At 69.7% G+C, this 20,550-nt stretch carries 24 protein-coding genes and 3 pseudogenes; 15 read left to right on the top strand and 12 right to left on the bottom strand.

Annotated elements, in window-relative coordinates; genetic code table 11:
• Positions 1 to 52 precede the first annotated feature (52 nt).
• Positions 53 to 649: a gamma carbonic anhydrase family protein gene (locus L2X99_RS09320; RefSeq protein WP_236123860.1), complete on the top strand. Its 597-nt coding sequence runs from the start codon at positions 53 to 55 to the stop codon at positions 647 to 649.
• Between the two features lie 107 nt (positions 650 to 756).
• Here L2X99_RS09320 and gdhA read toward each other — a convergent pair whose 3' ends face one another.
• Both gdhA and L2X99_RS09310 read right to left on the bottom strand, forming a co-directional pair.
• A complete protein-coding gene (gene gdhA / locus L2X99_RS09315) occupies positions 757 to 2,127 on the bottom strand; it encodes an NADP-specific glutamate dehydrogenase (RefSeq protein ID WP_236135000.1) in 1,371 nt (456 codons plus the stop codon).
• Between the two features lie 142 nt (positions 2,128 to 2,269).
• On the bottom strand, positions 2,270 to 4,960 hold the full coding sequence (locus L2X99_RS09310; RefSeq protein WP_236134999.1) for a phosphoenolpyruvate carboxylase: 2,691 nt from the start codon (positions 4,958 to 4,960) through the stop codon (positions 2,270 to 2,272).
• Here L2X99_RS09310 and L2X99_RS18270 point away from each other — a divergent pair.
• From L2X99_RS18270 to L2X99_RS09300, 3 genes and pseudogenes are all read left to right on the top strand, one after another.
• Positions 4,893 to 5,267, top strand: a pseudogene (locus tag L2X99_RS18270) (Na+/H+ antiporter NhaA); the annotation flags it as partial. The gene L2X99_RS09310 and the pseudogene L2X99_RS18270 overlap by 68 nt on opposite strands.
• A gap of 83 nt (positions 5,268 to 5,350) precedes the next feature.
• Positions 5,351 to 6,217 carry a Na+/H+ antiporter NhaA gene (locus tag L2X99_RS09305; RefSeq protein ID WP_268928495.1) on the top strand — a complete coding sequence of 289 codons (867 nt, stop codon included), beginning with the start codon at positions 5,351 to 5,353 and terminating at the stop codon, positions 6,215 to 6,217.
• Positions 6,214 to 6,890: pseudogene (locus L2X99_RS09300) on the top strand (MazG family protein). Before L2X99_RS09305 ends, L2X99_RS09300 begins: the two are co-directional and overlap by 4 nt.
• 273 nt (positions 6,891 to 7,163) lie before the next feature.
• On the opposite strand, the gene L2X99_RS09295 reads toward L2X99_RS09300, so the two are convergent.
• The 6 genes from L2X99_RS09295 to L2X99_RS09270 all read right to left on the bottom strand — a co-directional run bounded on the left by L2X99_RS09295 (position 7,164) and on the right by L2X99_RS09270 (position 9,323).
• Entirely contained in the window at positions 7,164 to 7,709 is a 546-nt protein-coding gene (locus L2X99_RS09295; protein ID WP_236123861.1) for a GNAT family N-acetyltransferase, read from the bottom strand.
• Between the two features lie 79 nt (positions 7,710 to 7,788).
• Positions 7,789 to 8,286, bottom strand: a complete 498-nt coding sequence (locus L2X99_RS09290) for a DUF2087 domain-containing protein (protein ID WP_236123862.1) — start codon at positions 8,284 to 8,286, stop codon at positions 7,789 to 7,791.
• Between the two features lie 7 nt (positions 8,287 to 8,293).
• Positions 8,294 to 8,497, bottom strand: a complete 204-nt coding sequence (locus L2X99_RS09285) for a hypothetical protein (RefSeq protein WP_236134998.1) — start codon at positions 8,495 to 8,497, stop codon at positions 8,294 to 8,296.
• A gap of 38 nt (positions 8,498 to 8,535) precedes the next feature.
• Positions 8,536 to 8,688: a DUF2087 domain-containing protein gene (locus L2X99_RS09280; protein WP_236134997.1), complete on the bottom strand. Its 153-nt coding sequence runs from the start codon at positions 8,686 to 8,688 to the stop codon at positions 8,536 to 8,538.
• A 59-nt stretch (positions 8,689 to 8,747) separates the two neighbouring features.
• On the bottom strand, positions 8,748 to 9,077 hold the full coding sequence (locus L2X99_RS09275) for a type II toxin-antitoxin system PemK/MazF family toxin (protein WP_236123864.1): 330 nt from the start codon (positions 9,075 to 9,077) through the stop codon (positions 8,748 to 8,750).
• A gap of 9 nt (positions 9,078 to 9,086) precedes the next feature.
• Complete coding sequence (locus tag L2X99_RS09270) at positions 9,087 to 9,323, bottom strand: hypothetical protein (RefSeq protein WP_236123865.1); 237 nt, start codon at positions 9,321 to 9,323, stop codon at positions 9,087 to 9,089.
• A 77-nt stretch (positions 9,324 to 9,400) separates the two neighbouring features.
• On the opposite strand from L2X99_RS09270, the pseudogene L2X99_RS09265 reads away from it, so the two are divergent.
• Positions 9,401 to 10,676 (top strand): annotated as a pseudogene (locus L2X99_RS09265) (histidine--tRNA ligase).
• Between the two features lie 74 nt (positions 10,677 to 10,750).
• On the opposite strand, the gene L2X99_RS09260 reads toward L2X99_RS09265, so the two are convergent.
• Positions 10,751 to 11,257, bottom strand: a complete 507-nt coding sequence (locus L2X99_RS09260) for a VOC family protein (protein WP_236123866.1) — start codon at positions 11,255 to 11,257, stop codon at positions 10,751 to 10,753.
• A 72-nt stretch (positions 11,258 to 11,329) separates the two neighbouring features.
• Between L2X99_RS09260 and L2X99_RS09255 the strand changes: the two genes are divergently transcribed.
• A complete protein-coding gene (locus tag L2X99_RS09255; protein ID WP_329607973.1) occupies positions 11,330 to 12,232 on the top strand; it encodes a helix-turn-helix domain-containing protein in 903 nt (300 codons plus the stop codon).
• Here the strand turns inward: L2X99_RS09255 and L2X99_RS09250 are convergent.
• Positions 12,175 to 12,930, bottom strand: coding sequence for an SDR family oxidoreductase (locus L2X99_RS09250; protein ID WP_236123868.1), 756 nt, complete (start codon positions 12,928 to 12,930; stop codon positions 12,175 to 12,177). The two genes, L2X99_RS09255 and L2X99_RS09250, sit on opposite strands and share 58 nt — an antisense overlap.
• A gap of 100 nt (positions 12,931 to 13,030) precedes the next feature.
• Positions 13,031 to 13,801: an SDR family oxidoreductase gene (locus L2X99_RS09245; RefSeq protein ID WP_236123869.1), complete on the bottom strand. Its 771-nt coding sequence runs from the start codon at positions 13,799 to 13,801 to the stop codon at positions 13,031 to 13,033.
• A 224-nt stretch (positions 13,802 to 14,025) separates the two neighbouring features.
• On the opposite strand from L2X99_RS09245, the gene L2X99_RS09240 reads away from it, so the two are divergent.
• The 6 genes from L2X99_RS09240 to L2X99_RS09215 all read left to right on the top strand — a co-directional run bounded on the left by L2X99_RS09240 (position 14,026) and on the right by L2X99_RS09215 (position 17,472).
• Positions 14,026 to 14,595 (top strand): alpha/beta fold hydrolase, encoded by a 570-nt coding sequence (locus L2X99_RS09240; protein ID WP_236123870.1) that lies wholly within the window; start codon positions 14,026 to 14,028, stop codon positions 14,593 to 14,595.
• Positions 14,574 to 14,768, top strand: coding sequence for a hypothetical protein (locus tag L2X99_RS09235; RefSeq protein ID WP_236123871.1), 195 nt, complete (start codon positions 14,574 to 14,576; stop codon positions 14,766 to 14,768). The genes L2X99_RS09240 and L2X99_RS09235 overlap by 22 nt, the downstream gene beginning before the upstream one ends.
• Before the next feature lie 186 nt (positions 14,769 to 14,954).
• Positions 14,955 to 15,725, top strand: coding sequence for an SDR family oxidoreductase (locus tag L2X99_RS09230; protein WP_236123872.1), 771 nt, complete (start codon positions 14,955 to 14,957; stop codon positions 15,723 to 15,725).
• A gap of 9 nt (positions 15,726 to 15,734) precedes the next feature.
• Entirely contained in the window at positions 15,735 to 16,652 is a 918-nt protein-coding gene (locus L2X99_RS09225) for an RNA polymerase sigma-70 factor (RefSeq protein ID WP_236123873.1), read from the top strand.
• A 175-nt stretch (positions 16,653 to 16,827) separates the two neighbouring features.
• Positions 16,828 to 17,046, top strand: a complete 219-nt coding sequence (locus tag L2X99_RS09220) for a hypothetical protein (RefSeq protein WP_236134996.1) — start codon at positions 16,828 to 16,830, stop codon at positions 17,044 to 17,046.
• 39 nt (positions 17,047 to 17,085) lie between these two features.
• Entirely contained in the window at positions 17,086 to 17,472 is a 387-nt protein-coding gene (locus tag L2X99_RS09215; protein WP_236123876.1) for a DUF5655 domain-containing protein, read from the top strand.
• Positions 17,473 to 17,478: 6 nt separating this feature from the next.
• On the opposite strand, the gene L2X99_RS09210 is transcribed toward L2X99_RS09215, so the two are convergent.
• Positions 17,479 to 17,949, bottom strand: a complete 471-nt coding sequence (locus L2X99_RS09210; protein WP_236123877.1) for a DUF4442 domain-containing protein — start codon at positions 17,947 to 17,949, stop codon at positions 17,479 to 17,481.
• A gap of 103 nt (positions 17,950 to 18,052) precedes the next feature.
• On the opposite strand from L2X99_RS09210, the gene L2X99_RS09205 reads away from it, so the two are divergent.
• The 3 genes from L2X99_RS09205 to L2X99_RS09195 are packed head-to-tail and all read left to right on the top strand — an operon-like array spanning position 18,053 to position 20,483.
• Entirely contained in the window at positions 18,053 to 18,403 is a 351-nt protein-coding gene (locus tag L2X99_RS09205; protein WP_236134995.1) for a GntR family transcriptional regulator, read from the top strand.
• Positions 18,400 to 19,473: a DUF1648 domain-containing protein gene (locus L2X99_RS09200; RefSeq protein ID WP_236123881.1), complete on the top strand. Its 1,074-nt coding sequence runs from the start codon at positions 18,400 to 18,402 to the stop codon at positions 19,471 to 19,473. Before L2X99_RS09205 ends, L2X99_RS09200 begins: the two co-directional genes overlap by 4 nt.
• A complete protein-coding gene (locus L2X99_RS09195; RefSeq protein ID WP_236134994.1) occupies positions 19,470 to 20,483 on the top strand; it encodes a CPBP family intramembrane glutamic endopeptidase in 1,014 nt (337 codons plus the stop codon). The genes L2X99_RS09200 and L2X99_RS09195 overlap by 4 nt, the downstream gene beginning before the upstream one ends.
• Positions 20,484 to 20,550: the final 67 nt, after the last annotated feature.

Genomic DNA, 20,550 nt, shown 5'->3' with positions numbered 1-20,550 from the left:
CCGGTGCGACGGCGTCGCGCAGGTTCCGGCAGCGCCCGGTTAGTCTGGCGGCATGATCTATGAGCACCTCGGGGCTCGACCCCGCATCCATGAGACAGCCGTCGTCGCACGCTCCGCCGTGATCTCGGGCGACGTCACGATCGGCGAGAACTGTCAGGTGCTGCACGGCGCCGTGATCACCGCCGAGGGCGGCCCGATCACCCTCGGCGAGCACGTGATCGTGATGGAGAACGCACTGATCCGCGCCACGGCGGCGAACCCCGTGCACATCGCAGACCACGTGCTCGTGGGCCCGATGGCGAGCATCTCCGGTGCGACGATCGCCGAGGAGGTGTTCCTCGCCACCGGCGTGCGCATCTTCAACGGCGCCGTGATCCGGGAGCGCAGCGAGGTGCGGATCAACGGCGTGGTGCATCTGCGCACCACGCTGCCGCCGGAGACGGTGGTGCCGATCGGCTGGGTCGCGGTCGGCGACCCGCTCCGCATCCTCTCGCCCGATCGGCACGAGGAGATCTGGGAGGCGCAGCACGAGCTCGACTTCCCCGGATACGTCTTCGGAGTGGATCGTTCCACGCCCGATCTGATGGTGCAGCTCACCGAGCGCTACGCCCGGTCGCTCGCCCGGCACGGTGGCGACCGCGAGGTCTGATTCGCCGCATCCGCCGCCGCGCGCGGCGAGACCCCGCCTGAATCGCCGAGACCCCGCCTGAATGACGTCATTCAGGCGGGGTCTCGGCGAAGAGGAAGACGGATGCGTCAGATGACGCCCTGCTCGAGCATCGCATCGGCGACGCGCTCGAAGCCGGCGATGTTGGCTCCGGCCACGTAGTCGCCCGGCACGCCGTAGCGCTCCGCGGCCTGGAACGACGCGTCGTGGATGTCGGCCATGATGTCGCGCAGGCGCTGCTCGCTGTCGGCGAAGCTCCAGCGCTGACGGGCGGCGTTCTGGCTCATCTCCAGGGCGGAGGTCGCGACGCCGCCGGCGTTGGCGGCCTTGCCGGGGGCGAACAGCACGCCCTCCTGCTGGAAGACGCCGACCGCCTCCGGGGTCGACGGCATGTTGGCGCCCTCCGCCACGGCGCGGACGCCGTTCGCGACCAGCATCCGCGCGGAGTCCTCGTCGAGCTCGTTCTGCGTCGCGGACGGGACGGCGATCTCGACCGGGACCTCCCAGACGTTGCCGCCCTCGACGAACACCGCACCGGGACGGCGGTTCGCATAATCGACGATGCGGCCGCGCTCGACCTCCTTGATCTGGCGCAGCAGGGCCAGGTCGATCCCGGCCTCGTCGAGCACGTAGCCGGTCGAGTCCGACGCGGTGATGGCGCGTGCACCGAGCTGCTGAGCCTTCTCGATCGCGTAGATCGCGACGTTGCCCGAGCCCGAGACGGCGACGCGCTTGCCCTCGAGGTTCTCGCCGTGCACCGCGAGCATCTCCTGCACGAAGAACACCGCGCCGTAGCCGGTCGCCTCGGTGCGGACCTGTGCACCGCCCCAGCCGATGCCCTTGCCGGTGAGGATGCCCGACTCGAAGCGGTTCGTGATCTTGCGGTACATGCCGAACATGTATCCGATCTCGCGGCCGCCGACGCCGATGTCACCGGCGGGGACGTCGGTGTGCTCACCGATGTGGCGGAACAGCTCGTTCATGAACGACTGGCAGAAGCGCATCACCTCGGCCTCGCTCTTGCCGTGCGGGTCGAAGTTCGACCCGCCCTTGCCGCCTCCGATGCCCTGACCGGTGAGCGCGTTCTTGAAGATCTGCTCGAAGCCGAGGAACTTGATGATCGAGATGTTCACCGACGGGTGGAAGCGCAGACCGCCCTTGTACGGGCCGAGAGCCGAGTTGTACTGCACCCGGTAGCCGCGGTTCACCTGCAGCTTGCCGGAATCGTCGATCCACGGCACCCGGAAGATGATCTGACGCTCCGGCTCGACGAGGCGCTCGAGCACGCCCTTGTCGAGGTACTCCGAGCGGCGCTCCAGCACCGGCCCGATCGAGTGCAGGACCTCGTGCACAGCCTGGTGGAACTCCGGCTCATTCGGGTTGAGCGTGCGCACGGCGTCGAACACGGGCTGTGCGGCGGTGGAGAGCGGGTGGAAGTCGGCTGTGGTCTCGATGGTCACGCGGGTGCTTTCTGAAGGGGGATGAAGTCATGCGGAGCGATCGTGTCGCGTGAGGATCCGCCGGATCGGGCGGAGTTTCACTGTACAACGACCACCAGGGTGCCCTCGTCCGCGCGTCAGCAGCACGAGGACGCCCGATCGATCACCCCGTGTTCTGCAGCCCTGCGGCCACACCGCTGACCGACAGCAGCAGGAGGCGCTGCAGGTCGGGCGAGGCCGCGGGTTCGGTGGTGGCGTTCGTGCGCAGGGCGCGAAGCGCCCGCAGCTGCAGCAGGGACAGGGCGTCCACATACGGGCTGCGCAGCTGCACGGCGCGCTGCAGCACGGGCTTGTTCGCGAGCAGGCGGTCGCCGCCCGTGAGACGGATCACCCAGTCCCGCGTGAGCTCGAGCTCGTCGAGCACCAGCTTCGCGAGATCGTCCCGGTCGCCGAGCGCCAGGTACTCGCGGGCGATGCGCTCGTCGGTCTTCGCCAGGCTCATCGCCACGTTGTCGACCATGGTGCGCAGCAGCGGCCACTCGCGGTACGCCTCGACCAGTGCCTGCTCGTCGCCGACCGCCTCGAGCGCTGAGCCCAGGCCGAACCAGCCGGCGAGGTTGATGCGCGCCTGCGTCCAGGCGAACACCCACGGGATGGCCCGCAGGTCTTCGAGGGACTCGACCGACAGCCCGCGTCGCGCGGGGCGGGAGCCCAGCGCGAGCAGTCCGATCTCCTCCATGGGGGTGACGGTCGCGAACCAGGGCGCGAAGCCGTCGGCCGCGACCAGCGAGAAGAACCGCTCGCGAGAGGCGGCATCCATCACGTCGGCGATGCGCGCGAAGCGGGATGCCGCTCCGCTGGTGCGCTCCTCGACGGTGGGCGAGGAGGCCAGCAGCGTCGCCGCGGCGACCTGGTCGATGTGCCGCATGGCGATCGCCGGCTCGCCGTACCGCGCGAAGATCACCTCACCCTGCTCGGTGAGCTTGAACCGGCCGTCCACCGAGTGCGGCGGCTGAGCGAGGATCGCCGAGTTCGCGGGGCCGCCGCCGCGGCCGAGCGCTCCGCCGCGACCGTGGAACAGGGTCAGTTCGAAGCCGGCGTCCTTCGCCCACAGGGCGATCTCACGCTGCGCCTCGTACAGGGCGAGATTCGCGGCCACCGGGCCGACGTCCTTGGACGAGTCGGAGTAGCCGAGCATCACCTCGAGACGGTTGCCGGTCTCGGCGAGCCGTGCCCGGAACTCCGGCGTCGTGACGGCCTCGCTCATGATGCCCGGCGCGGCCTTCAGGTCGGCGAACGTCTCGAACAGCGGCACGACGTCGAGCACGGGGGCGTCCTCGCCGAGCGCATGGCGCGCGAGCAGGTGCACGTTCGCGAGGTCCTCGGCCGACTGGGTGAACGACACCACATAGCGGCCCGCGGCGCGCAGACCGTAGCGCTTCTGGATGTCGGCGACCGCGCGGAACACCTCGAGCACTTCCTCGGTCTGCGCTCCGATCGGACCACCGGCCTCCAGCTCGGCGAGCGCCTGGCGGTGCACCTTGGAGTGCTGCCGCACCTCGAGCTCGGTGAGGTGGAAGCCGTACGTCTCGACCTGCCAGATCAGGTGCTGCACGCCGCCGAAGGCGTGCCGACGGGCCCCGGCCTCCGCGAGCGACCGCTGCACGGCGCGCAGGTCGGCGAGCAGCTCCTCGGGGGCGCCGTAGGCGTCACGGGCCTCGTGCCGGGTGGCCCGCACACGGTGCGCGAGCACGAGCAGCACGCGGCGGTGCGGCTCCGCCGGGGAGCGGGTGGCGACCTCCTCGGCCAGGGCGGCGTCGGATCGCGCGAACCCGTCCCAGATCTCCTGCACCTCGGTGCTGGGCGGAGTGTCCTCGGCGTCCAGCGTGAGCGTGCGGCCGATGCGCTCGATCGCGCGCTCCAGACCGCGCAGCACGTGCTCGGAGGCGATCGCGGATGCCTCGCGAGTCACCGAGGAGGTGACGAACGGGTTACCGTCACGGTCGCCGCCGACCCAGGAGCCGATGCGCACGAACGCCGGCACGACCGGGGCGGAGTCGCCGGACTCGTCACCGCGCAGGTCGTCGTCGATGCGGCGGTAGATGTGCGGCACCGTCGTGAACAGCGTCTCGTCGAACACGCTCATCACCGTGCGCACCTCGTCGGTGGGCGTCGGCTTCTGCGCGCGCAGCGGTGCGGTGCGCCACAGGGTGTCGACCTCTTCCAGCATCCGGCGCAGCGCGCGGCGCTGCTCGGCCCCGCCGTCGCTGGCCGCGTCGTGCTGGGTGAGCAGCTCGGCGATCCGGCGGATGCTGCCGGAGACGGCCCGACGTCGCGCCTCGGTGGGGTGCGCGGTGAAGACGGGGTGGAATCGCAGGCCCTCGAGCCGGCGCCGGGCCTCGTCCTCGCCGACCTCGGAGCGCAGCCGCGCAAACGCGGTCGCGACGGTGTCGGGCAGCTTCTCCTGGCTCCCTGAGCCCGTCGAAGGGCCGGGCTTGCCTGCGCGTTCGCGCAGGATGCGCACGCGCTGGTGCTCCTCGGCGAGGTTCACCAGGTGGAAGTAGCAGGTGAACGCGCGGGCCACCTCGTCGGCGCGCTCGATCGTGAAGCCGTCCGCGATCTCGGCGGCGCGTCGGAACGCCGCATCCGACTCCTCGTCATACGCCTGGATCGTCGCCAGTCGCAGCCGCTCGACGTCCTCGAACAGACCGGGCGATCCCGATTCGCGCAGGACCTGGCCGAGCAGTCCGCCCAGCATCCGCACATCGGCCCGCATCTCGTCGGGTATGCCGCTGGACGCCTCGAATCGGGTGATGACGCGGATGGCCTCGGTGGGTGTGGGCTCGGGGGTCATCCTTCGAGCGTATCCCGACGCGAACGGCGCCTCGGACCGCGTGACATCCGCTGCCGACGAGGGTGGTGATGAGAGCATGGTGGGGATGCGTATCTCGGTGAAAGCCCTTCGCGGACAGCAGTTCCCTGCCGTGCTCCTGCTGCTCGCGGCGGCACTCGGACTCCTGCTCGCCAATCTGCCCGCCCACGACGCGATCGCGGAGGTGCTCGGCTTCCACATCGCCGTCCCCGGCACCGACATCGATCATTCGATCTCGGACTGGATCGCCGACGGCCTGCTCGCGATCTTCTTCCTCATGGTCGCGATCGAGCTTCGTCATGAGCTCACGCACGGCGAGCTGGACAGTCTGCACAAGGCGGCCCAGCCCGGCGGTCGCCGACGGCCGGCGGCGTGCTGGTGCCGATCGCGATCTACCTGCTCATCGCCGGCCCTTCGACGGGCTCAGGGGCCACTGCAGCCGGCTGGCCGATCCCCACCGCCACCGACATCGCCTTCGCGCTCGGCGTGCTCGCCATGTTCGGCAGGGGGCTGCCGTCGGCCGTCCGGGTCTTCCTGCTCGCACTCGCGATCCTGGACGACATCATCGGCATCATCTTCATCGCCGTGCTCTTCGCGCACGACGTGCACTGGGGACTCTTCCTGCTGGCGGTCGTCGCGGTGGGGGTGTTCGCGATCCTGAGCCGGATGCTGGGGCGCAGCGGCCACTGGTTCATCGCCGTGCTCATGGTCGTCGTCGGCGTGGCCACCTGGGTGCTCGTGTCGGAGTCGGGCGTGCACGCCACGATCGCCGGCGTGATGCTGGGACTGGTGATGTCGCCGAGCCCTGCCGAGCGCACCCGGCACGCTCTCGAGCCCTGGGTGAACGGCATCATCCTGCCGGTGTTCGCCTTCGCCGCCGCGTTCGTGGTCATTCCTCAGGTCGGCGGCAGCGGCCTCTCGCCCGCGTTCTGGGCCATCCTCATCGCGCTGCCCGTCGGCAAGATCATCGGCATCACGCTGTTCGGCTGGATCGCGATGCGCTTCCGGCCACGCGGACAGGCCCCCGCGTTGGTGCTGCCCGACCTCGTCGCCGCCGGCGTGCTCGGAGGCATCGGGTTCACGGTGTCGCTGCTGCTGGCGAACCTCGCGTTCGCCGGGGATCCCGGCATCCGCGATCAGGCGATCCTGGGCGTCCTGGGCGGATCGCTCATCGCGCTCGCCCTGTCGGGTGTCGTCGTCTCGCTGCGCGCGCGGCACTACCGGAGGGTGGCGTCATGACCGATCCGCTGCGGGATGCCGCCGAGGTCATGCGGCGGGTGCGGGCCGAGTGCCCGTGGTCTCAGCGCATCACGCACCGGGACCTCGTGCCGTATCTGATCGAGGAGGCGCACGAGGTCATCGACGCGGTCGAGGGCGGAACCGCGGAGGAGCTGCGCGAAGAGCTCGGGGATCTGCTCTGGCAGGTGCTGTTCCATGCTGCGATCGCGGCGGAGGTCTCGGAGTTCGACATCGACGATGTCGCGCGCGGCCTCACCGAGAAGATGGTGCGCCGGCATCCGCACGTGTTCGGCGATGCCGTCGCGACGACACCGAAGAGGTGCTCGTGCACTGGCACGCGGCGAAGGCCGCGGAGAAGCGCGAGCGGCGGAGTGTGCTCGACGGCGTGCCGCGGGGCATGCCCGCGCTGGCGCTCGCGCAGAAGCTGCTCGGCCGGGCGGGCGCCGTCGCCGCGTCGTGGTCGTTGAGCGAGCCTGCGAGTCGAAACGCAGAGACGAAACGCATTCAGCTGGCCGAGCAGTCCGATCTCCCGGCATCCGAAGCCGAACTCGGCGACGCTCTGCTCGCCCTCGTCGCGCACGCCCGCGCGAACGGCTGGGATGCCGAGCGCGCGCTTCGCGAGCGCCTGCGCCTGCTCGAGGACGAGGTGCGCGCCGCGGAGTCCGGCACCTGACCCGTTCTCACGGAGCCTCCTTGCCGTCTCGCCCGGTGCAGGAGAGAAACGCCGGTGCCGTCGGCCGTGGAGCGACGTTCTCCTCCTTCCACGGTCAAAGCGTGAGTGCGTCGCTCACGCGGCCGGCGAAGCGCGCTGTCGCAAGGATGAAAGTGCAGTTACTGCGGCGCACACGGTTGCGTTTTCCTCCTTGCATCCCGGAGCAGCAGGCACAGCATGCTCACGCATTGATGCGTTGGGAGCATCAATGCGTGAGGACGCGGACCTGAAGGGTCAGTCGGATGCAGGGGGCGTGAGAGCCCAGTACCGGCGCTTGCCACCGCGGGTGTCCTCGTACGCGCCGCCGTTGCGCTCGATCGTGCGGGCGGAGCCGACGTTGTCCTCGTCGCAGGTGATCAGCACGCGGTCGAGTCCGAGCGCGGCCGCCTCGTCGAGCGCATGGTGCAGCGCGCGGGCGGCATGCCCCTCGCGGCGGCGGGACGGGCGGATCGAGTACCCGATGTGCCCGCCGTACTCGCGCAGGAAGTCGTTCAGGCTGCGCCGCAGGGAGAGGAACCCGACCCAGGCGCCGGCGTCGTCGACGATCCAGAACCACGAGCTGTGCACCCGCCCGGTCAGGAGCGGCACAGTCTCGTCGGCCTCCTCCTCGAGCATGGTCAGCCATTCGGCGTAGCCCGTCTCGGTGAGCACCGGCGTGCGCGGCTCGCGGTTGCCGTGGAAGCCGGAGCCGGCGAGTTCGGTCGAGGCCGGGCCACCGTACTCCTCGATGAGGTCCACCCAGTCGGCGAAGCGGTCGCGGGACGGCAGGATCAGCGGCATCCGTCGATTCTCGTCATTCTCGCGGGCTCAAAGATGCTTTTCGCGGTTCGGAAGGCGCCGGACCCGCGAAACCCATCCCTCACGAGGCGCCCACCGCCCGGCGGTACGCCGTCCCGGCGGGATCGCGGACGAGGATGCCGCAGTCCACGAGCATTCGGCGCAGCAGTGGGACGTCGTCGGTGAGCGCGGCCAGGCGAGCATTCAGGTCGGGTTCGGAGAGTGCCTCCGCGTCGTCGACGACGCGAGGGGCGAGAAGGCGCAGGAACTCCTCGCCCTCCCCGTGCGGGGGCATCCGCTCGATGCGGCCATCCTGGTCGAGGAATCTCTCCGGTCCGGCCTTCGGCTGTGGCACCGCGCCCTGCAGCAGCAGCGCGCGCAAGTGTTCCTCGTCTGCTGTCCACCCGTCACCGCCTGCGGCGATCAGGCCGGCCGACTCCAACTGTGAGAGTGCGCGCTTCTCACGGGGCGCCGGCTCGGCGGGCAACTGACCGAGCACGACGCGGGCGAAGGCCGCCCGCGTCTCGGTATTGGCGAGAGCCGCGAGGATCGGACGGACGGCGATTTCGAGTGCGGGCATCCGTCCACTATCTCAGGATGCGCTCCCCGGCCCGGGCGAACGCGGCGGGGGAGTCCTTCGGCCGCACGGCCAGGAAATGCCGACCGATCGCGAAGATGAATGCGAGGATGCTGCGCGCCTCGACCTCGTCGGGCTCTTCGATGCAGGTGCCGAACTGCTCGCGCAAGTAGTCCATCCGCGCGCCGTCGACGCGCAGCAGACGTTCACGCACCGCGGGTCCGATGACCTGTTCGTTACGAGGGAACGGGTCTACGCCGAGAGCCGATAGCTCGTTCCCGCGGCACCGCGATCGAGGATGCCGTGATCGACGAGCGGCCTTCGCAGCAGCGGCACGTCGTCAGTGCGCGCGCCGAGGCGGGCGTTCAGCTCGGGCTCCGACAGCGCTTCACCGACCTCGAGCACGCGGCGCGAGGAACCTCAGGAACTCGTCGCCGCCATGAACCCACTACGTCAGCGGGGACTCACAGGTCGAGAAAGCGCTTGAGCCAGTACCGGATGCGCTGCATCTCGTCGTCGCCGGCTACTCCGACTATGTCGTGAAGGCGTTCGCGGGAGATGACGCGGAGCTGTTCCGTCATCGCCCAGGAAGGTCCGGGCAGGCCGCGCAACGGGATGTGATTCGGCCAGCCGCGGTCGCGTGACGTGACCGGGACGACAAGGGCCAGGGAGTCGACGAGTGTCAGGAACTCGCTGGCGACGACGACGACGGCGGGGCGTCGGCCGCGCTGCTCGCGACCGACCGCGCCGTCGGGAGACATCCACACGATGTCACCGGGTGTCAGGTTCGTCATCCTCGGCGGTCAGTCCTGAATGGGGCCCTGCGCGGCGTCCCACCACGCGGTCTCCTCGTGGTAATCGGCCCAGTCCTCCGGCGTCATCCGGGACATGGCTTCTCGCATGGCCTCGAAGTCGCGCTCTCGGCGATGTGCGTCGACGAGGAACGCCAGCTGCTCGCCCATCGTACGGTTCTCTGCCCGTGCCTGTTCCTTCAGCCGGTCCCGCAGTTCGGACGAGACCTTGATCGTCGTCATGGTCATACCCTGAGTATACCGATTGTCATACTCGCGAGACCTGGAAGGATGGACCCGTGGCAACCGTGAACCCGCCGCGCGGAATGCGCGACTTCCTCCCCGCTGACAAGGCCCGTCGCGAGCGCGTGCTCGCCGTCATCCGCGAGCGTTACCGTGCACACGGCTTCGACGAGATCGAGACGCCGGTGGTCGAGGAGTACGACCGGCTGCATGCCGGCATCGGTGGCGACAACGAGAAGCTCTCGTACAACATCCTGCGACGGGGCCTCGACGCCGACGCGATCCGCCAGGGCGCCGACGATCCGGCCGCACTCAGCGACCTGGGCCTGCGCTACGACCTCACCGTGCCGCTGGCCCGCTTCTACGCGACCAACCGCGGGCAGCTGCCGACTGTGTTCCGCTCGATCCAGATCGGCCCGGTGTGGCGCGCCGAACGCCCGCAGAAGGGCCGCTACCGCCAGTTCGTGCAGTGCGACATCGACATCATGGGCGACGACTCCGCGCGCGCAGAGGCCGAGCTGATCGTCGCCTCTCTCGACACGATCGACGCCCTCGGCCTCGAGGGGGCACGGTGCGCGTGAACGACCGCCGGGCCCTGGACTGGATGCTCGACTCGTTCGGCTTCGCGGCCGACGAGCGCCCCGGGGTGCTGATCACGATCGACAAGCTCGACAAGATCGGGCCGGACGGGGTCGTCAAGGAGCTCTCCGAGCGCGGCGCCTCAGCCGCGGCGGTCGAGGCGTTCCGCGCCTTCCTGATGCGGCCGCAGACCCTCGAGTACAACCCCTACGGGGAACGGCAGATCCGCAAGGCGCTGCCCGAGGGGGCGCCCGACGAGCTCGTCGGCGACCTCGTCTCGCTCGGGGACGCGGTCGCGGCATCCCGCCCGGAGGCGGGGAGATCCCGCTGGTGTTCGACCCGTTCCTCGTGCGGGGCATGGGCTACTACACCGGCACCATCTTCGAGCTCGCCCACCCGTCGGTGGACTACTCGCTCGGCGGCGGCGGCCGCTACGACGGCATGATCGGCCGGTTCCTCGGTCAGCAGGTTCCCGCGGTCGGCTTCTCGATCGGCTTCGAGCGCATCGTCGATCTCGTCGCCTCACTCGAAGCGGATGCCACGGAGTCGGTCGTCCTCGTGCACGACGCCGACGTTCCGCTGCCTGAACTGCTCGCACACAAGGCGTCTCTGCTTGGGTCCCTGAGCCTGTCGAAGGGCGGCGGGCGCGTGCGTCTGGAGCGCCGCACGAAGAACCTCAAGGCGCTGCTGGAGCGGGCATCCGCCGACGGCTACACCGGGTTCGCGACGGTGCGCGCCGGCGACGAGCCCGGCGCTCTCGAGGTCAAGCCCCTCGCCTGAGTCCCGAAACGGCACGCCCGCGCCGAGACCGGGGTCTGACCGCCACGTTTCGGCGCGGGCGTGCAGTCTTGCGATCACCCGGCGCTGTACGACGCGGCCCACTCGGCGACGCGGCGTGCGCTCTCCTCCTCGCTGATGTCCTCGACGCGGGTCATGATCGACCAGCGCACCCCGAACGGGTCGCGGATGCTGGCGAAGCGGTCGCCCGACACGAAGTCGGATGCCGGTTCGCGCACCGTCGAACCGGCGGCGACGGCCCGCTCGACCACCGCGTCGACATCGGGCACGTACAGGCCCATCGAGTAGCAGTCGTCCTCACCGCCGGGCGGGGCGACCAGGTTGTAGTCCGGGCTGGGCTCGCCGAGCTGCAGCAGTCCGGTTCCGAAGTCGAGCCCGGCGTGCGCGACGACACCGTCGAACTCGGTCACGTCGGTGATGCGGGCGCCGAACACGTCGCGGTAGAACTCCATCGCGGCTCGCGCGTCCGGGATCGCGAGGAACGGGGTGAGGGACGTCGCCGTGTTCGGGCGGCCGTTGGTGGTGTGCTCTCCGGTCGCACCGGTTCTGATGTCGGTATTCATGCGGATCACGCTACGGATGCTCGGGCCCGGCGCGCTTGAAGATCCGCGACATCCTCGCCCTAGGCTGAGCGGATGGTCGATCCCACCCGCGGCGTGCTCTATCCGGCCCGGCTCCCCGAGTTCCACCGTCTTCCCGCGCCCGCGGAGGTCGCGGACCTCGTCGTGTGGTTCTGGATCCCGGAGTGGGACATCCAGCCCGGTCGTTCGTCTCGCCAGGAGGTCGTCGCGTACCCGGCTCTGAACCTGGTCGTCGAGCCGAGTGGTGTCTCGCTGGTCGGCGCGACGACGCGAGCGACCCATCGCGACCTCGCCGGCCGGGGCTGGGCGGTCGGCGCCCTGCTGCGGCCGGCCGCGGTCGTCGCGCTGACCGGAGACCCGGCATCCCTCCTCGATCAGGAGATCGCACTGAGCGATACCGCGCTCCTCGACGGCGTCGTCGCAGCCATGGCGGGCGGCGACGGGCGCCGGGAGCGCGCGGTCGCCGTCTTCTCGCAGTGGATGCTCGCAAGGGCCGGGAAGCCGACGGATGCCGCACGGCTGGCGAACGCCGCGGCGGATCTGCTCATGGCGACCGACGTGCGCTCGCCGGAGGAGGCGGCCGCGCGCCTGTCCGTCTCGGTGCGCACCCTGCAGCGAGTCGTGCACCGTCACGTGGGTCTGCCGCCGGCGGCGATGATCCGCCGCCGGCGCCTGCAGGAGGCCGCCGAACGGATGCGCACCGATCCCTCCGCGGATCTGGCCGCAGTCGCCGGCGGAGTTCGGCTACGCCGATCACGCGCACCTCAGCACCGACTTCCGCACCGTGCTCGGGTTCTCGCCGTCCTCCTACCGGACGGCGTCCCGGCCCGCGGACGGCGTCTGACGTCGCGCGGGACGGGCACCGGAACCGGAGTCGCCGGCCGGGCCGAGGCCACCTTTCACCGGCGTGGCGGGTTCAGCGGAAGCCACTCCGCCAGAGTTGTTCCGAAGATCTGAGCACCGTCGAGAGGGATGAGCGTGCGCTCCTCGATCTGCGCGCCGTAGTACGCCGCGCTGTCGTCGCGCACAACGGTCCTCGAATCGCCGCGGAAGGACAGTGCGCGACGTGCGAACTCGTCCATTCCGAAGGCCTCGGGACCGGCGATCTCGACGTCGCCGGTAGGAGCGCCGGCAGCCGCACGCGCAACGGCGGTTGCGACGTCTTCGGCCGCGATCGGCTGGATGAGCGCTCCAGGAAGCAAGACCCTGTCGTCCTTCGTCGAGATGTCGGCGATGCTGCCGACGAACTCGAAGAACTGCGTCGCGTGGACCAGCGAGTAGGGGATGCCGGACTCGCGGATGAGCTCTTCCTGAGCGACCTTCGCCGCGAAATAGGGGATGCTCTGCGGACGATCGGTGCCGACGATCGTGAGGGCGACGTGGTGGGTGACTCCGGCGATGCGCTCGGCATCGATCAGATTCCGGGTCGAGGTCGTGAAGAACTCGAGCACGTCATCCGGTGCGAAAGAAGGGGAGTTGGAGACGTCGACGACCGTCGAGGCGCCTTCGACCACCTCCGTGAGACCCTCACCCGTGACGGCGTTGACGCCGGTGTTCGGTGAGGCCGCGACGGCCTCGTGGCCGTGTTCGGTCAGCTTCGCGACGACCTTGGACCCGATGAGGCCGGTGCCTCCGATGACGACGATCTTTGCCATGACATGCCCTTTCGTTCTTCGTTCCGTGACGCCGAGGCGGCGTACACCAGTCATGACCGGGCGAGGCCGACAGGTGTGACAGGGCGGCAGGAAGAGGGGTTCACTCGACGGCGTCGACCAGAGGCCTCCGGAGGCGCCAGTCGTGATATCTGGTCGGAGCGATCGTCGCGGTCGCCTCCGGAAGCAGGTCGCGGCTCGCCAGGCGCGCGCCGAAATACGTGCCCAGAGGGTCGGGGGCGACCTCACGGTCGTCCTTGCGCGATCGGAGATCGATCTTCGCCAGCTCGGTGAGGCTGAAGATCTCCGGCCCGCCGTACTCGACGGTGGCGTAGCGCGCCTGACCGAGGGAGACCCGAGCGACGGCGTCGGCCACATCGTCGGCGGCCATGGGCTGCACGAGGACGTCGGCGACGCGCACCGCGCCGGTGCGGACGGCATGGTCGGTGATGTTGCGGATGAACTCGAAGAACTGGGTGGCGTGGACGAGGGAGTACGGCCGTCCCGACGCCATGATGAGCCGCTCCTGCTCCTGCTTGGCGACGAAGTATCCGCCCTCCGCGCGAGCCAGGCGGTCGGTGCCGACCACCGAGAGCGCGACGTGGTGCTTCACGCCCGCCGCCTCGCCGTAACTGAGCAGGTTGATGGTGGAGACGTAGAAGAACTCCTGCGCTGCAGCCTCGTCGGTGTACGACGAATTGGAGACGTCGATCAGGACCTCTGCGCCTTCCAGCGCATCGCTCAGTCCCTCGCCCGTGTAGGAGTTGACGCCGGTCGCCCGCGCGGCGGCGAGGACGTCGTGCCCCGCCTCTCGCAGCGCTCTGACGAGCTTCGTGCCGATCAGTCCCGTTCCTCCGATGACCGTGATTCTCATGTCGCTCCTTCATCGCCAGATGGATGCGCGGGGAATTCCTCGCGCACCTGGGTGACACGCGACTCGCTTCATCTGTGACAGGCCGGCTCCGAGAGTCCCGGTGGCAGCGCATCGTCACAGTCGCCCGGGCTGCCCGGTCTTGTCTGCAAGGGCCTCTGCATGACCGCACGCGACCGCGTGCGGTCGGGGCCCGATCCGAGTCACACCCGACAAGAGAGAAGATCATGACCGATCAGAGACCGACCATCGTCCTCGTCCACGGCGCGTTCGCGGAGTCCGCTTCCTGGAACGGCGTCATCGAACGGCTGCAGAGCCACGGAGTCACCGCAGTCGCCGTCGCGAATCCGCTGCGCAGTCTCGCCGGAGACGCCGCATACGTCCGCGACGTGATCGCCTCGATCGACGGCCCCGTCGTCCTCGTCGGTCACTCCTACGGCGGTCTCGTCATCACCGAGGCCGCGGCGGACAGCACCGCCGTCATCGGACTGGTCTACGTATCCGCCTTCGTCCCGGAGACGGGCCAGAGCGCCTTCGAACTGTCCACCAGCGAGCCCGGCAGCACTCTCGGCGAGGCGCTCGCCGCATACCCCGTGGCAACGGGGGCAACGAGTTCGCAATCCGGCAGGAGGTGTTCCACCACCAGTTCGCCGCCGACGTCCCGGCAGAGGTCGCAGCGCTCATGGCCGCCACTCAGCGGCCGGTCACCGAGGCTGCGCTCTCGGACAGTGTGTCCGCACCGAACCCCGCATGGAAGAGCATCCCGTCATGGCACGTGTTCGGCGATCAGGACCTGAACATCCCGGTCGCGGTGCTGCGTGCCGGTGCCGAGCGCGCCGCATCGCGGGGCACGCGGGAGATCGCCGGCGCATCCCACGCGACGCCCGTGTCCCATCCCGACATCGTCGCCGAGGTCATCGCCTCGGCGGGCAGGGCGTACGTCGCGAATCCGCAGCCGACCGTGGCATGACCGACCCGTGCGTGGTGTCCCGCGTGATGCTGCGGTGCGGGACACCACGCTCGCAGGAATGGGCGGATGATGGGTCTGTCGGTGCAGGGATCTTGACGTGTTGTCACAGTTCGACGGGCTGCGCGGTCAGTCGTTGCAGAGGACGGACCGCGCAACGGGCGCAGGTCCAGAGACGGAGCGGGCGAGATGCGGATCGTTGTGGCGGGTGGAACCGGCCAGGTGGGGCGAATGGTCGTCGAGGAGTTGCAGCGACGAGCTCAGGCGGTGGTCGTGGCATCGCCGAGTACGGGAGTCGACGCGACGACGGGGAAGGGGCTCGACGCCGCGCTCGAGTACGCCGATGCCGTGGTGGACGCGACCAACACTCCTGACCTCTCGGGCGCCGCGGCGCGTCGCTTCTTCGAGGACTCGACCAGCCACCTCCTGGATGCCGAAGCGCGGGCGGGCGTGAGGCATCACATCGTGCTGTCGATCGTCGGGGCGGATCGCGTGACCGATGACGGATACTTCGCCGCGAAGGGCGCACAGGAAGACCTGGTGAAGGCAGGGTCGACCGGATTCTCCATCGTGCGAGCAACCCAGTTCTACGACTTCGCACGCAGGATCGCCGAATGGAACACGAAGGAGGACACGGTGCACCTCCCGTCGAAACACGTGCAGCCCATCGCGGCATCCGACGTCGCCGGCGCTCTCGCGGAACTCGCGCTGGGGCATCCTCTCAACGACGCCTTCGACTTCGCCGGTCCGGAGAGGATGGCGCTTCCCGAATTCGTGCGTCGCGTTCTGCGGCGCGATCACGACCCGCGCTACGTCGTCGACGACGACGCGACGGCGCCCGTCGGGTTCAACATCTCCGGTGACCTCCTGCTGCCGAGGGAGCCGATGCGAGTCGCGGCCACGACACTCGAGTCCTGGGTGCACGACCAGGGCCGCCGCGCCCTCGTCGGAGCGCGATAGGTCATGGGAATGGACGACGGGAAGCGCGCTCGCACCTCTGCGACCGACGACGGCGCCGATCTCGACGACGCGCTCGCGGTCTTCGACGCGCACCGCCGGCATCTCTTCGGTATCGCGTATCGGATGCTGAGCACTGTCGCCGATGCGGAGGACATCCTGCAGGAGACATGGATCCGGTGGCAGAACACCGATCGGACGAGCATCCAGGAGCCCGTGGCCTTCCTCACGACCATCACGACGCGCCTGGCGATCAACGTGCTGCGATCCTCCCACGCACGCAGGGAGACCTACATCGGACCGTGGCTTCCGGAGCCGGTCAACACCGAGGACGATCCCGCCCTCGGAGCAGAGCGCGCCGAGGCGCTGCAGTTCGCGATCCTTCTGACCTTGGAGAGGCTCACGCCGACAGAGCGCGCCGCGTACATCCTGAGGGAGGCCTTCGACTACCCCTATCCACGGATCGCCGAGGTGATCTCCAGCAGCGTCGTGAACGCCAGACAACTGGTCAGCCGCGCACGAGCGCACCTGTCCTCGCCCCGGAACACCCCGGTGGACACCGCTGCGCAGCGTCATCTGCTGGAGGCCTTCCTGACGGCGGCGCAGAAGGGCGACGCCCAAGAACTCGAAGCGCTGTTCGCCGCCGACGTCGTGAGCTACAGCGACGGGAACGGTGCGAGACTCGCGGCGCGTATTCCGGTGATCGGGCGCAGCCGGGTGGCGAAGTTCGTCGCCGCGTTCGCGAGTCACTTCTGGACGGGCAAGAAGATCGAGTGGGTGCACGTGAACGGGCAGTCGGCGGCGACGCTCGAGGAGGAGGGGCGGATCACGACGCTGGTGACGGCGACGACGTCGAGCGAAGGGATTCTCCAGCTGCTCTGGGTCATGAGTCCCGAGAAGCTCAGCCGGCTCAACGCGGTCGGCGCATGAGCCGAGGCCATCACCCCGCGTGGCTGCGCCGGCGACGCCACGATGCTGCTGACCGCGAGGCGCTGGAACGACTTGCCGGCGCTCTGCTCTCTCACGACGAGGGCGCGGCTCGAGACCTTCTTCACCCCGATGTCGTCATGATCGTCGACGGCGGCGGCCGCACCCCGCCCCGGCCATGCCCCTGGAGGGACGGTTCGACACCGCGTCCGAGCTGCTCGCCTTCGCCGCTCCGGAAACCACGTTCACCATCGCCTCGGTCAACGGAGTTCCGGGGCTGGTCCTGGCTCGGGAACAGACGGTCGTCGCCGTGCTGACCGCCGAGGGCCGGTCCGCCCTGATCTCGAGGATCTGGATGGTATGCAACCCGGACAAGCTTCGTCAGTGGAATCGGTGACCCCGTCCCGATGTCCGGGGTCTCGGCTAGCATCGCCGGATGGACCAGGAATGGACTGTCGAGCAGTATCTGACCGGGAAGTCGGCGGAGGTCGTGGCTCTCTACGACCGCTTCATCGAGATGGCTGAAGAGTGCGGGCCGTTCGTCTACGCGGTCAACAAGTCCGCGATCACGATCAAGGGTGAACGGCGGGGCTTCGCCGGCGTGATCCCGGGCGACGGACACCTGCGCGGCTACCTCGACCTGCCGCGCACGATCGAGTCCGACCCGCGCATCCGGCGGTCGGCTCCCTACGTCAGCCGCCTGTTCGTGCACTACTTCCGTGTCACGTCGCTCGACGAGATGGACGACACGTTCGCCCAGTGGCTGGCCGAGGCATACGAGGTGGGTCGGGGGATGCATCTCGCCGGGCCGCCGCTCCGGTGAGCGAACTCAGCCGCGCGCTGCGGTGACCCGCTTCTTCTCCCGCACGTAGACCTCGCGCCGCACCCGGGCGACGACATCGCCGTCGCTGTCGGTGATGGCGGTCTCGAACCACTCCAGCACCTTGGCGCCGCCGCGGGCGCGCTCGCGCAGCTCCTCGGCCTTCTCGCGCGTCACCGAGAACTCCGCGGTGAGCACGCCGCGCCCCGGCTTGAGGAACTCGATCTCGCCGCGGGTGTCCCAGACGACGTGGTCGCGGCCGAGCTGGTGCATCACGAGCATGAAGAAGTACGGATCGGTCATCGCCGACATCGAGCCGCCGAAGGCGGTCTTCACATAGTTGCGGGTGAACAGGTTCACGTGCAGCTCGACGGTGGCGTGCGTCCAGTCGTCGGCGAAGCGGCGCACGCGGATGCCGCTGAACAGGTTCGGGATCCACAGGGACATGCCCACGGCGAGGCGACGGGGAGTGATGCGCATGGCGTCAGTCTGCCGGTCTGTCTCGTGCGGAACGGGATCGGTTGGACTCTCCGCACAAAGATTGTTCTAGTTATAATAGAATAAGTGCGCAGAGGAGGTGGGCATGCTGATCCGGATCGATCCCGAGAGCTCCCGGCCGCTGTTCGAGCAGATCGCGGCATCCGTGCGCGGCGAGGTGCTCGCCGGGCGGCTGCGTCCCGGCGACCGGCTCCCCGCCGCGCGCGAGGTCGCCGACGCGATCGACGTGAACGTGCACACCGTGCTGCGCGCCTATCAGGAGCTGCGCGCCGAAGGGCTCGTCGACCTGCGCCGCGGGCGCGGGGCAGTGGTCGCCGCGACCGCGGAACCCCTCGCCGAGCTCGCCGACGACATCACCGACCTCGTGCGCCGGGGCGCGCTCCTCGGCCTCACCCCCGCGACCATCGCCGCACTCATCAAGGAGACGACGCCATGACCGAACATCCTGCTGACCGCCAGGTGACCGCGGTGCCCGCGGCCGACCTCTGTCGCGCGCGCCGGGCCCTCGTGCTGGTGGGCCTCGTCGCGCCCGTGGTGATCACGGCGATCGCGACCGGCCTGATCCTCGCCTGGCTGCCTGAACTGCCCGACCCCGCCGCCACGCACTGGGGGGTGAACGGCGTCGACGGGTTCGGAGCACCGGCCACCTACGTCTGGCTGGCCGTCGGCCTCGGGCTGGGGCTGCCGCTGCTGATGGTGCTGAGCACGCTCGGTGCGGCCCGGCACCAGTGGGGCGGCGCCGCGCGTCTGCTCGGGGCGATGGCCCTGGGTCTCTCCGGTTTCAGCGCCGTCATCAACGGCGGGTCGGTGGCGATCCAGCGCGGCCTGAAGGACGCGTCGGAGGTGGGCGGCATCGGCGGCATCGTGATCCTCGGATTCGTGGTGCTGCTCGGGCTGGGCGCAGTCGGCTGGTTCGTGCAGCCGCACGTGCATCCCATCCCGGCAGCGCCGCTGCAGCCGGTTCACATGGCGTCGATCTCGGCCGGCGAGCGAGTGGTCTGGATGGCGACGGCGACGATGTCGCGGGTCGCGATGACCGTCATCGGGGTGGTCGTGCTCCTCGTCGTCGGCGTCACGGCAGTGCTGGTCGTCCAGGCCGCCGAGGCTGCCTGGATTCCGCTGCTGACGCTGCTCATCATCGGCTTCGCGTTCGCGTCATCGGCATCGTTCCGGGTGAAGGCGGGCCCCGACGGGCTGTCCGTCCGCTCCCAGATCGGCTGGCCGCGCACGCAGGTGCCTCTCGACGAGATCGTCGCTGCGCGTGCCGTCGAGTGCCATCCCTTCGGGGAGTTCGGCAGTTTCGGCTGGCGCCTCGGGCTGGACGGACGCACCGGCATCGTGCTCCGCACCGGACCCGCCATCGAGGTGGAACGGCGCGACAAACGCCCGCTGGTGGTGACCGTCGACGGCGCCGAGGTGGGCGCCGCCGTGCTCCAGGCCTACCTCGCCCGCGCCGAGGGTGCGGCATCGCAGAGCCTGACCGACCGTGAAGGAGAAGGAGCATGACCGATCAGAATCCCGCCGTCGAGCGGACCGAGTCGGACAGCGTCCCGGTGCGCATCGGCCTCGGTGCGATCGTCGCCTACGTGGTGCTTGCCTGCGCTCTGGCCTGGCTGGTCGCGCTGCCGCTCTGGCTGGGCGACGGCCTGGCTACGCCTTTCGCGGGAGCGCTGCTGCCGGTGATGATGTACGCGCCGGCCGCCGCTGTGCTGATCGTCATGCTGGCGATGCGCCCGGTGCCGCGCGGCCAGCGCCTGCGCTTCCTCGGTATGTGGCCGCTGCGGCCCGCGAAGCGGGTGGTGTGGTTGAGCGTGATCGCCCTGTTCGGCACGGTGGCGGTCGTCGTGCTCGCGATGCTGATCGCGCTGGCGTTCGGCTGGCTGCGGGCCGACTTCGCAGGGCTGTCCGGCTACACGGAGACGCTGCAGGCGGCTGTGCCTCCCGGCACCGCGCTGCCGCCCGCCTGGATCCTCGTCGCCGCCCAGCTGGTGGCGATCCCGTTCGCGGCCGCGACGATCAACGCCCTCGCCGCGTTCGGCGAGGAGCTCGGGTGGCGCGGATTCCTCGTTCCGGCGCTGCGCCGATACGGCACCTGGACCGCGCTGCTGGTCAGCGGCGCGATCTGGGGGCTGTGGCACGCGCCCGTCATCCTGCTCGGGTACAACTTCGGCCGCACCGACATCACCGGCGTGCTGCTGATGACGGGCGGGTGCATGGCCTGGGGCGTCCTCTTCGGCTGGACGCGTCTGCGCACCGGATCGATGTGGCCGGCCGTGTTCGCGCACGGAGCGCTGAACGCCGCGGCGGGACTGCCGATGCTGTTCCGCGCGGCGGGAGCACCGTTCGATCCCGGGTTCGCGATCGCGCTCGGCGTCTCCGGCTGGATCGCCTGCGCGATCGTCATCGTCGTTCTGCTGCTGACCGGTCAGTTCCGGAAGCAGCCGGCACTCGCCGGGCCCCGGGCGCCGCGCGCCCCGGCTTCCGCGCCGCCGCCTCGGCTGCCGCCGGCAACGTGAGGTCGTCGCCTCTCCTGCTCATCGACGCCCCTCGCATTCACGTCAGCCCGAGGGGGCTCGACGGCCG

Origin of the sequence: Microbacterium sp. KUDC0406, from assembly GCF_021582875.1 — a bacterium.
In the GTDB taxonomy this organism is placed as follows: domain Bacteria; phylum Actinomycetota; class Actinomycetes; order Actinomycetales; family Microbacteriaceae; genus Microbacterium.
This window is presented reverse-complemented; position numbering and strand designations above follow the sequence as displayed.

Coding starts and splice junctions, on each gene's coding strand:
- L2X99_RS09275 (WP_236123864.1), bottom strand. CDS start 9,077: ATGACGAACCTGACACCCGGTGACATCGTGTGGATGTCTCCCGACGGC.
- L2X99_RS09200 (WP_236123881.1), top strand. CDS start 18,400: ATGACCGAACATCCTGCTGACCGCCAGGTGACCGCGGTGCCCGCGGCC.
- L2X99_RS09215 (WP_236123876.1), top strand. CDS start 17,086: ATGGACCAGGAATGGACTGTCGAGCAGTATCTGACCGGGAAGTCGGCG.
- L2X99_RS09230 (WP_236123872.1), top strand. CDS start 14,955: ATGCGGATCGTTGTGGCGGGTGGAACCGGCCAGGTGGGGCGAATGGTC.
- L2X99_RS09270 (WP_236123865.1), bottom strand. CDS start 9,323: ATGACCATGACGACGATCAAGGTCTCGTCCGAACTGCGGGACCGGCTG.
- L2X99_RS09255 (WP_329607973.1), top strand. CDS start 11,330: ATGGTCGATCCCACCCGCGGCGTGCTCTATCCGGCCCGGCTCCCCGAG.
- L2X99_RS09205 (WP_236134995.1), top strand. CDS start 18,053: ATGCTGATCCGGATCGATCCCGAGAGCTCCCGGCCGCTGTTCGAGCAG.
- L2X99_RS09260 (WP_236123866.1), bottom strand. CDS start 11,257: ATGAATACCGACATCAGAACCGGTGCGACCGGAGAGCACACCACCAAC.
- L2X99_RS09195 (WP_236134994.1), top strand. CDS start 19,470: ATGACCGATCAGAATCCCGCCGTCGAGCGGACCGAGTCGGACAGCGTC.
- L2X99_RS09210 (WP_236123877.1), bottom strand. CDS start 17,949: ATGCGCATCACTCCCCGTCGCCTCGCCGTGGGCATGTCCCTGTGGATC.
- L2X99_RS09245 (WP_236123869.1), bottom strand. CDS start 13,801: ATGAGAATCACGGTCATCGGAGGAACGGGACTGATCGGCACGAAGCTC.
- L2X99_RS09295 (WP_236123861.1), bottom strand. CDS start 7,709: ATGCCGCTGATCCTGCCGTCCCGCGACCGCTTCGCCGACTGGGTGGAC.
- L2X99_RS09240 (WP_236123870.1), top strand. CDS start 14,026: ATGACCGATCAGAGACCGACCATCGTCCTCGTCCACGGCGCGTTCGCG.
- L2X99_RS09310 (WP_236134999.1), bottom strand. CDS start 4,960: ATGACCCCCGAGCCCACACCCACCGAGGCCATCCGCGTCATCACCCGA.
- L2X99_RS09225 (WP_236123873.1), top strand. CDS start 15,735: ATGGACGACGGGAAGCGCGCTCGCACCTCTGCGACCGACGACGGCGCC.
- L2X99_RS09320 (WP_236123860.1), top strand. CDS start 53: ATGATCTATGAGCACCTCGGGGCTCGACCCCGCATCCATGAGACAGCC.
- L2X99_RS09290 (WP_236123862.1), bottom strand. CDS start 8,286: ATGCCCGCACTCGAAATCGCCGTCCGTCCGATCCTCGCGGCTCTCGCC.
- L2X99_RS09250 (WP_236123868.1), bottom strand. CDS start 12,930: ATGGCAAAGATCGTCGTCATCGGAGGCACCGGCCTCATCGGGTCCAAG.
- L2X99_RS09220 (WP_236134996.1), top strand. CDS start 16,828: ATGCCCCTGGAGGGACGGTTCGACACCGCGTCCGAGCTGCTCGCCTTC.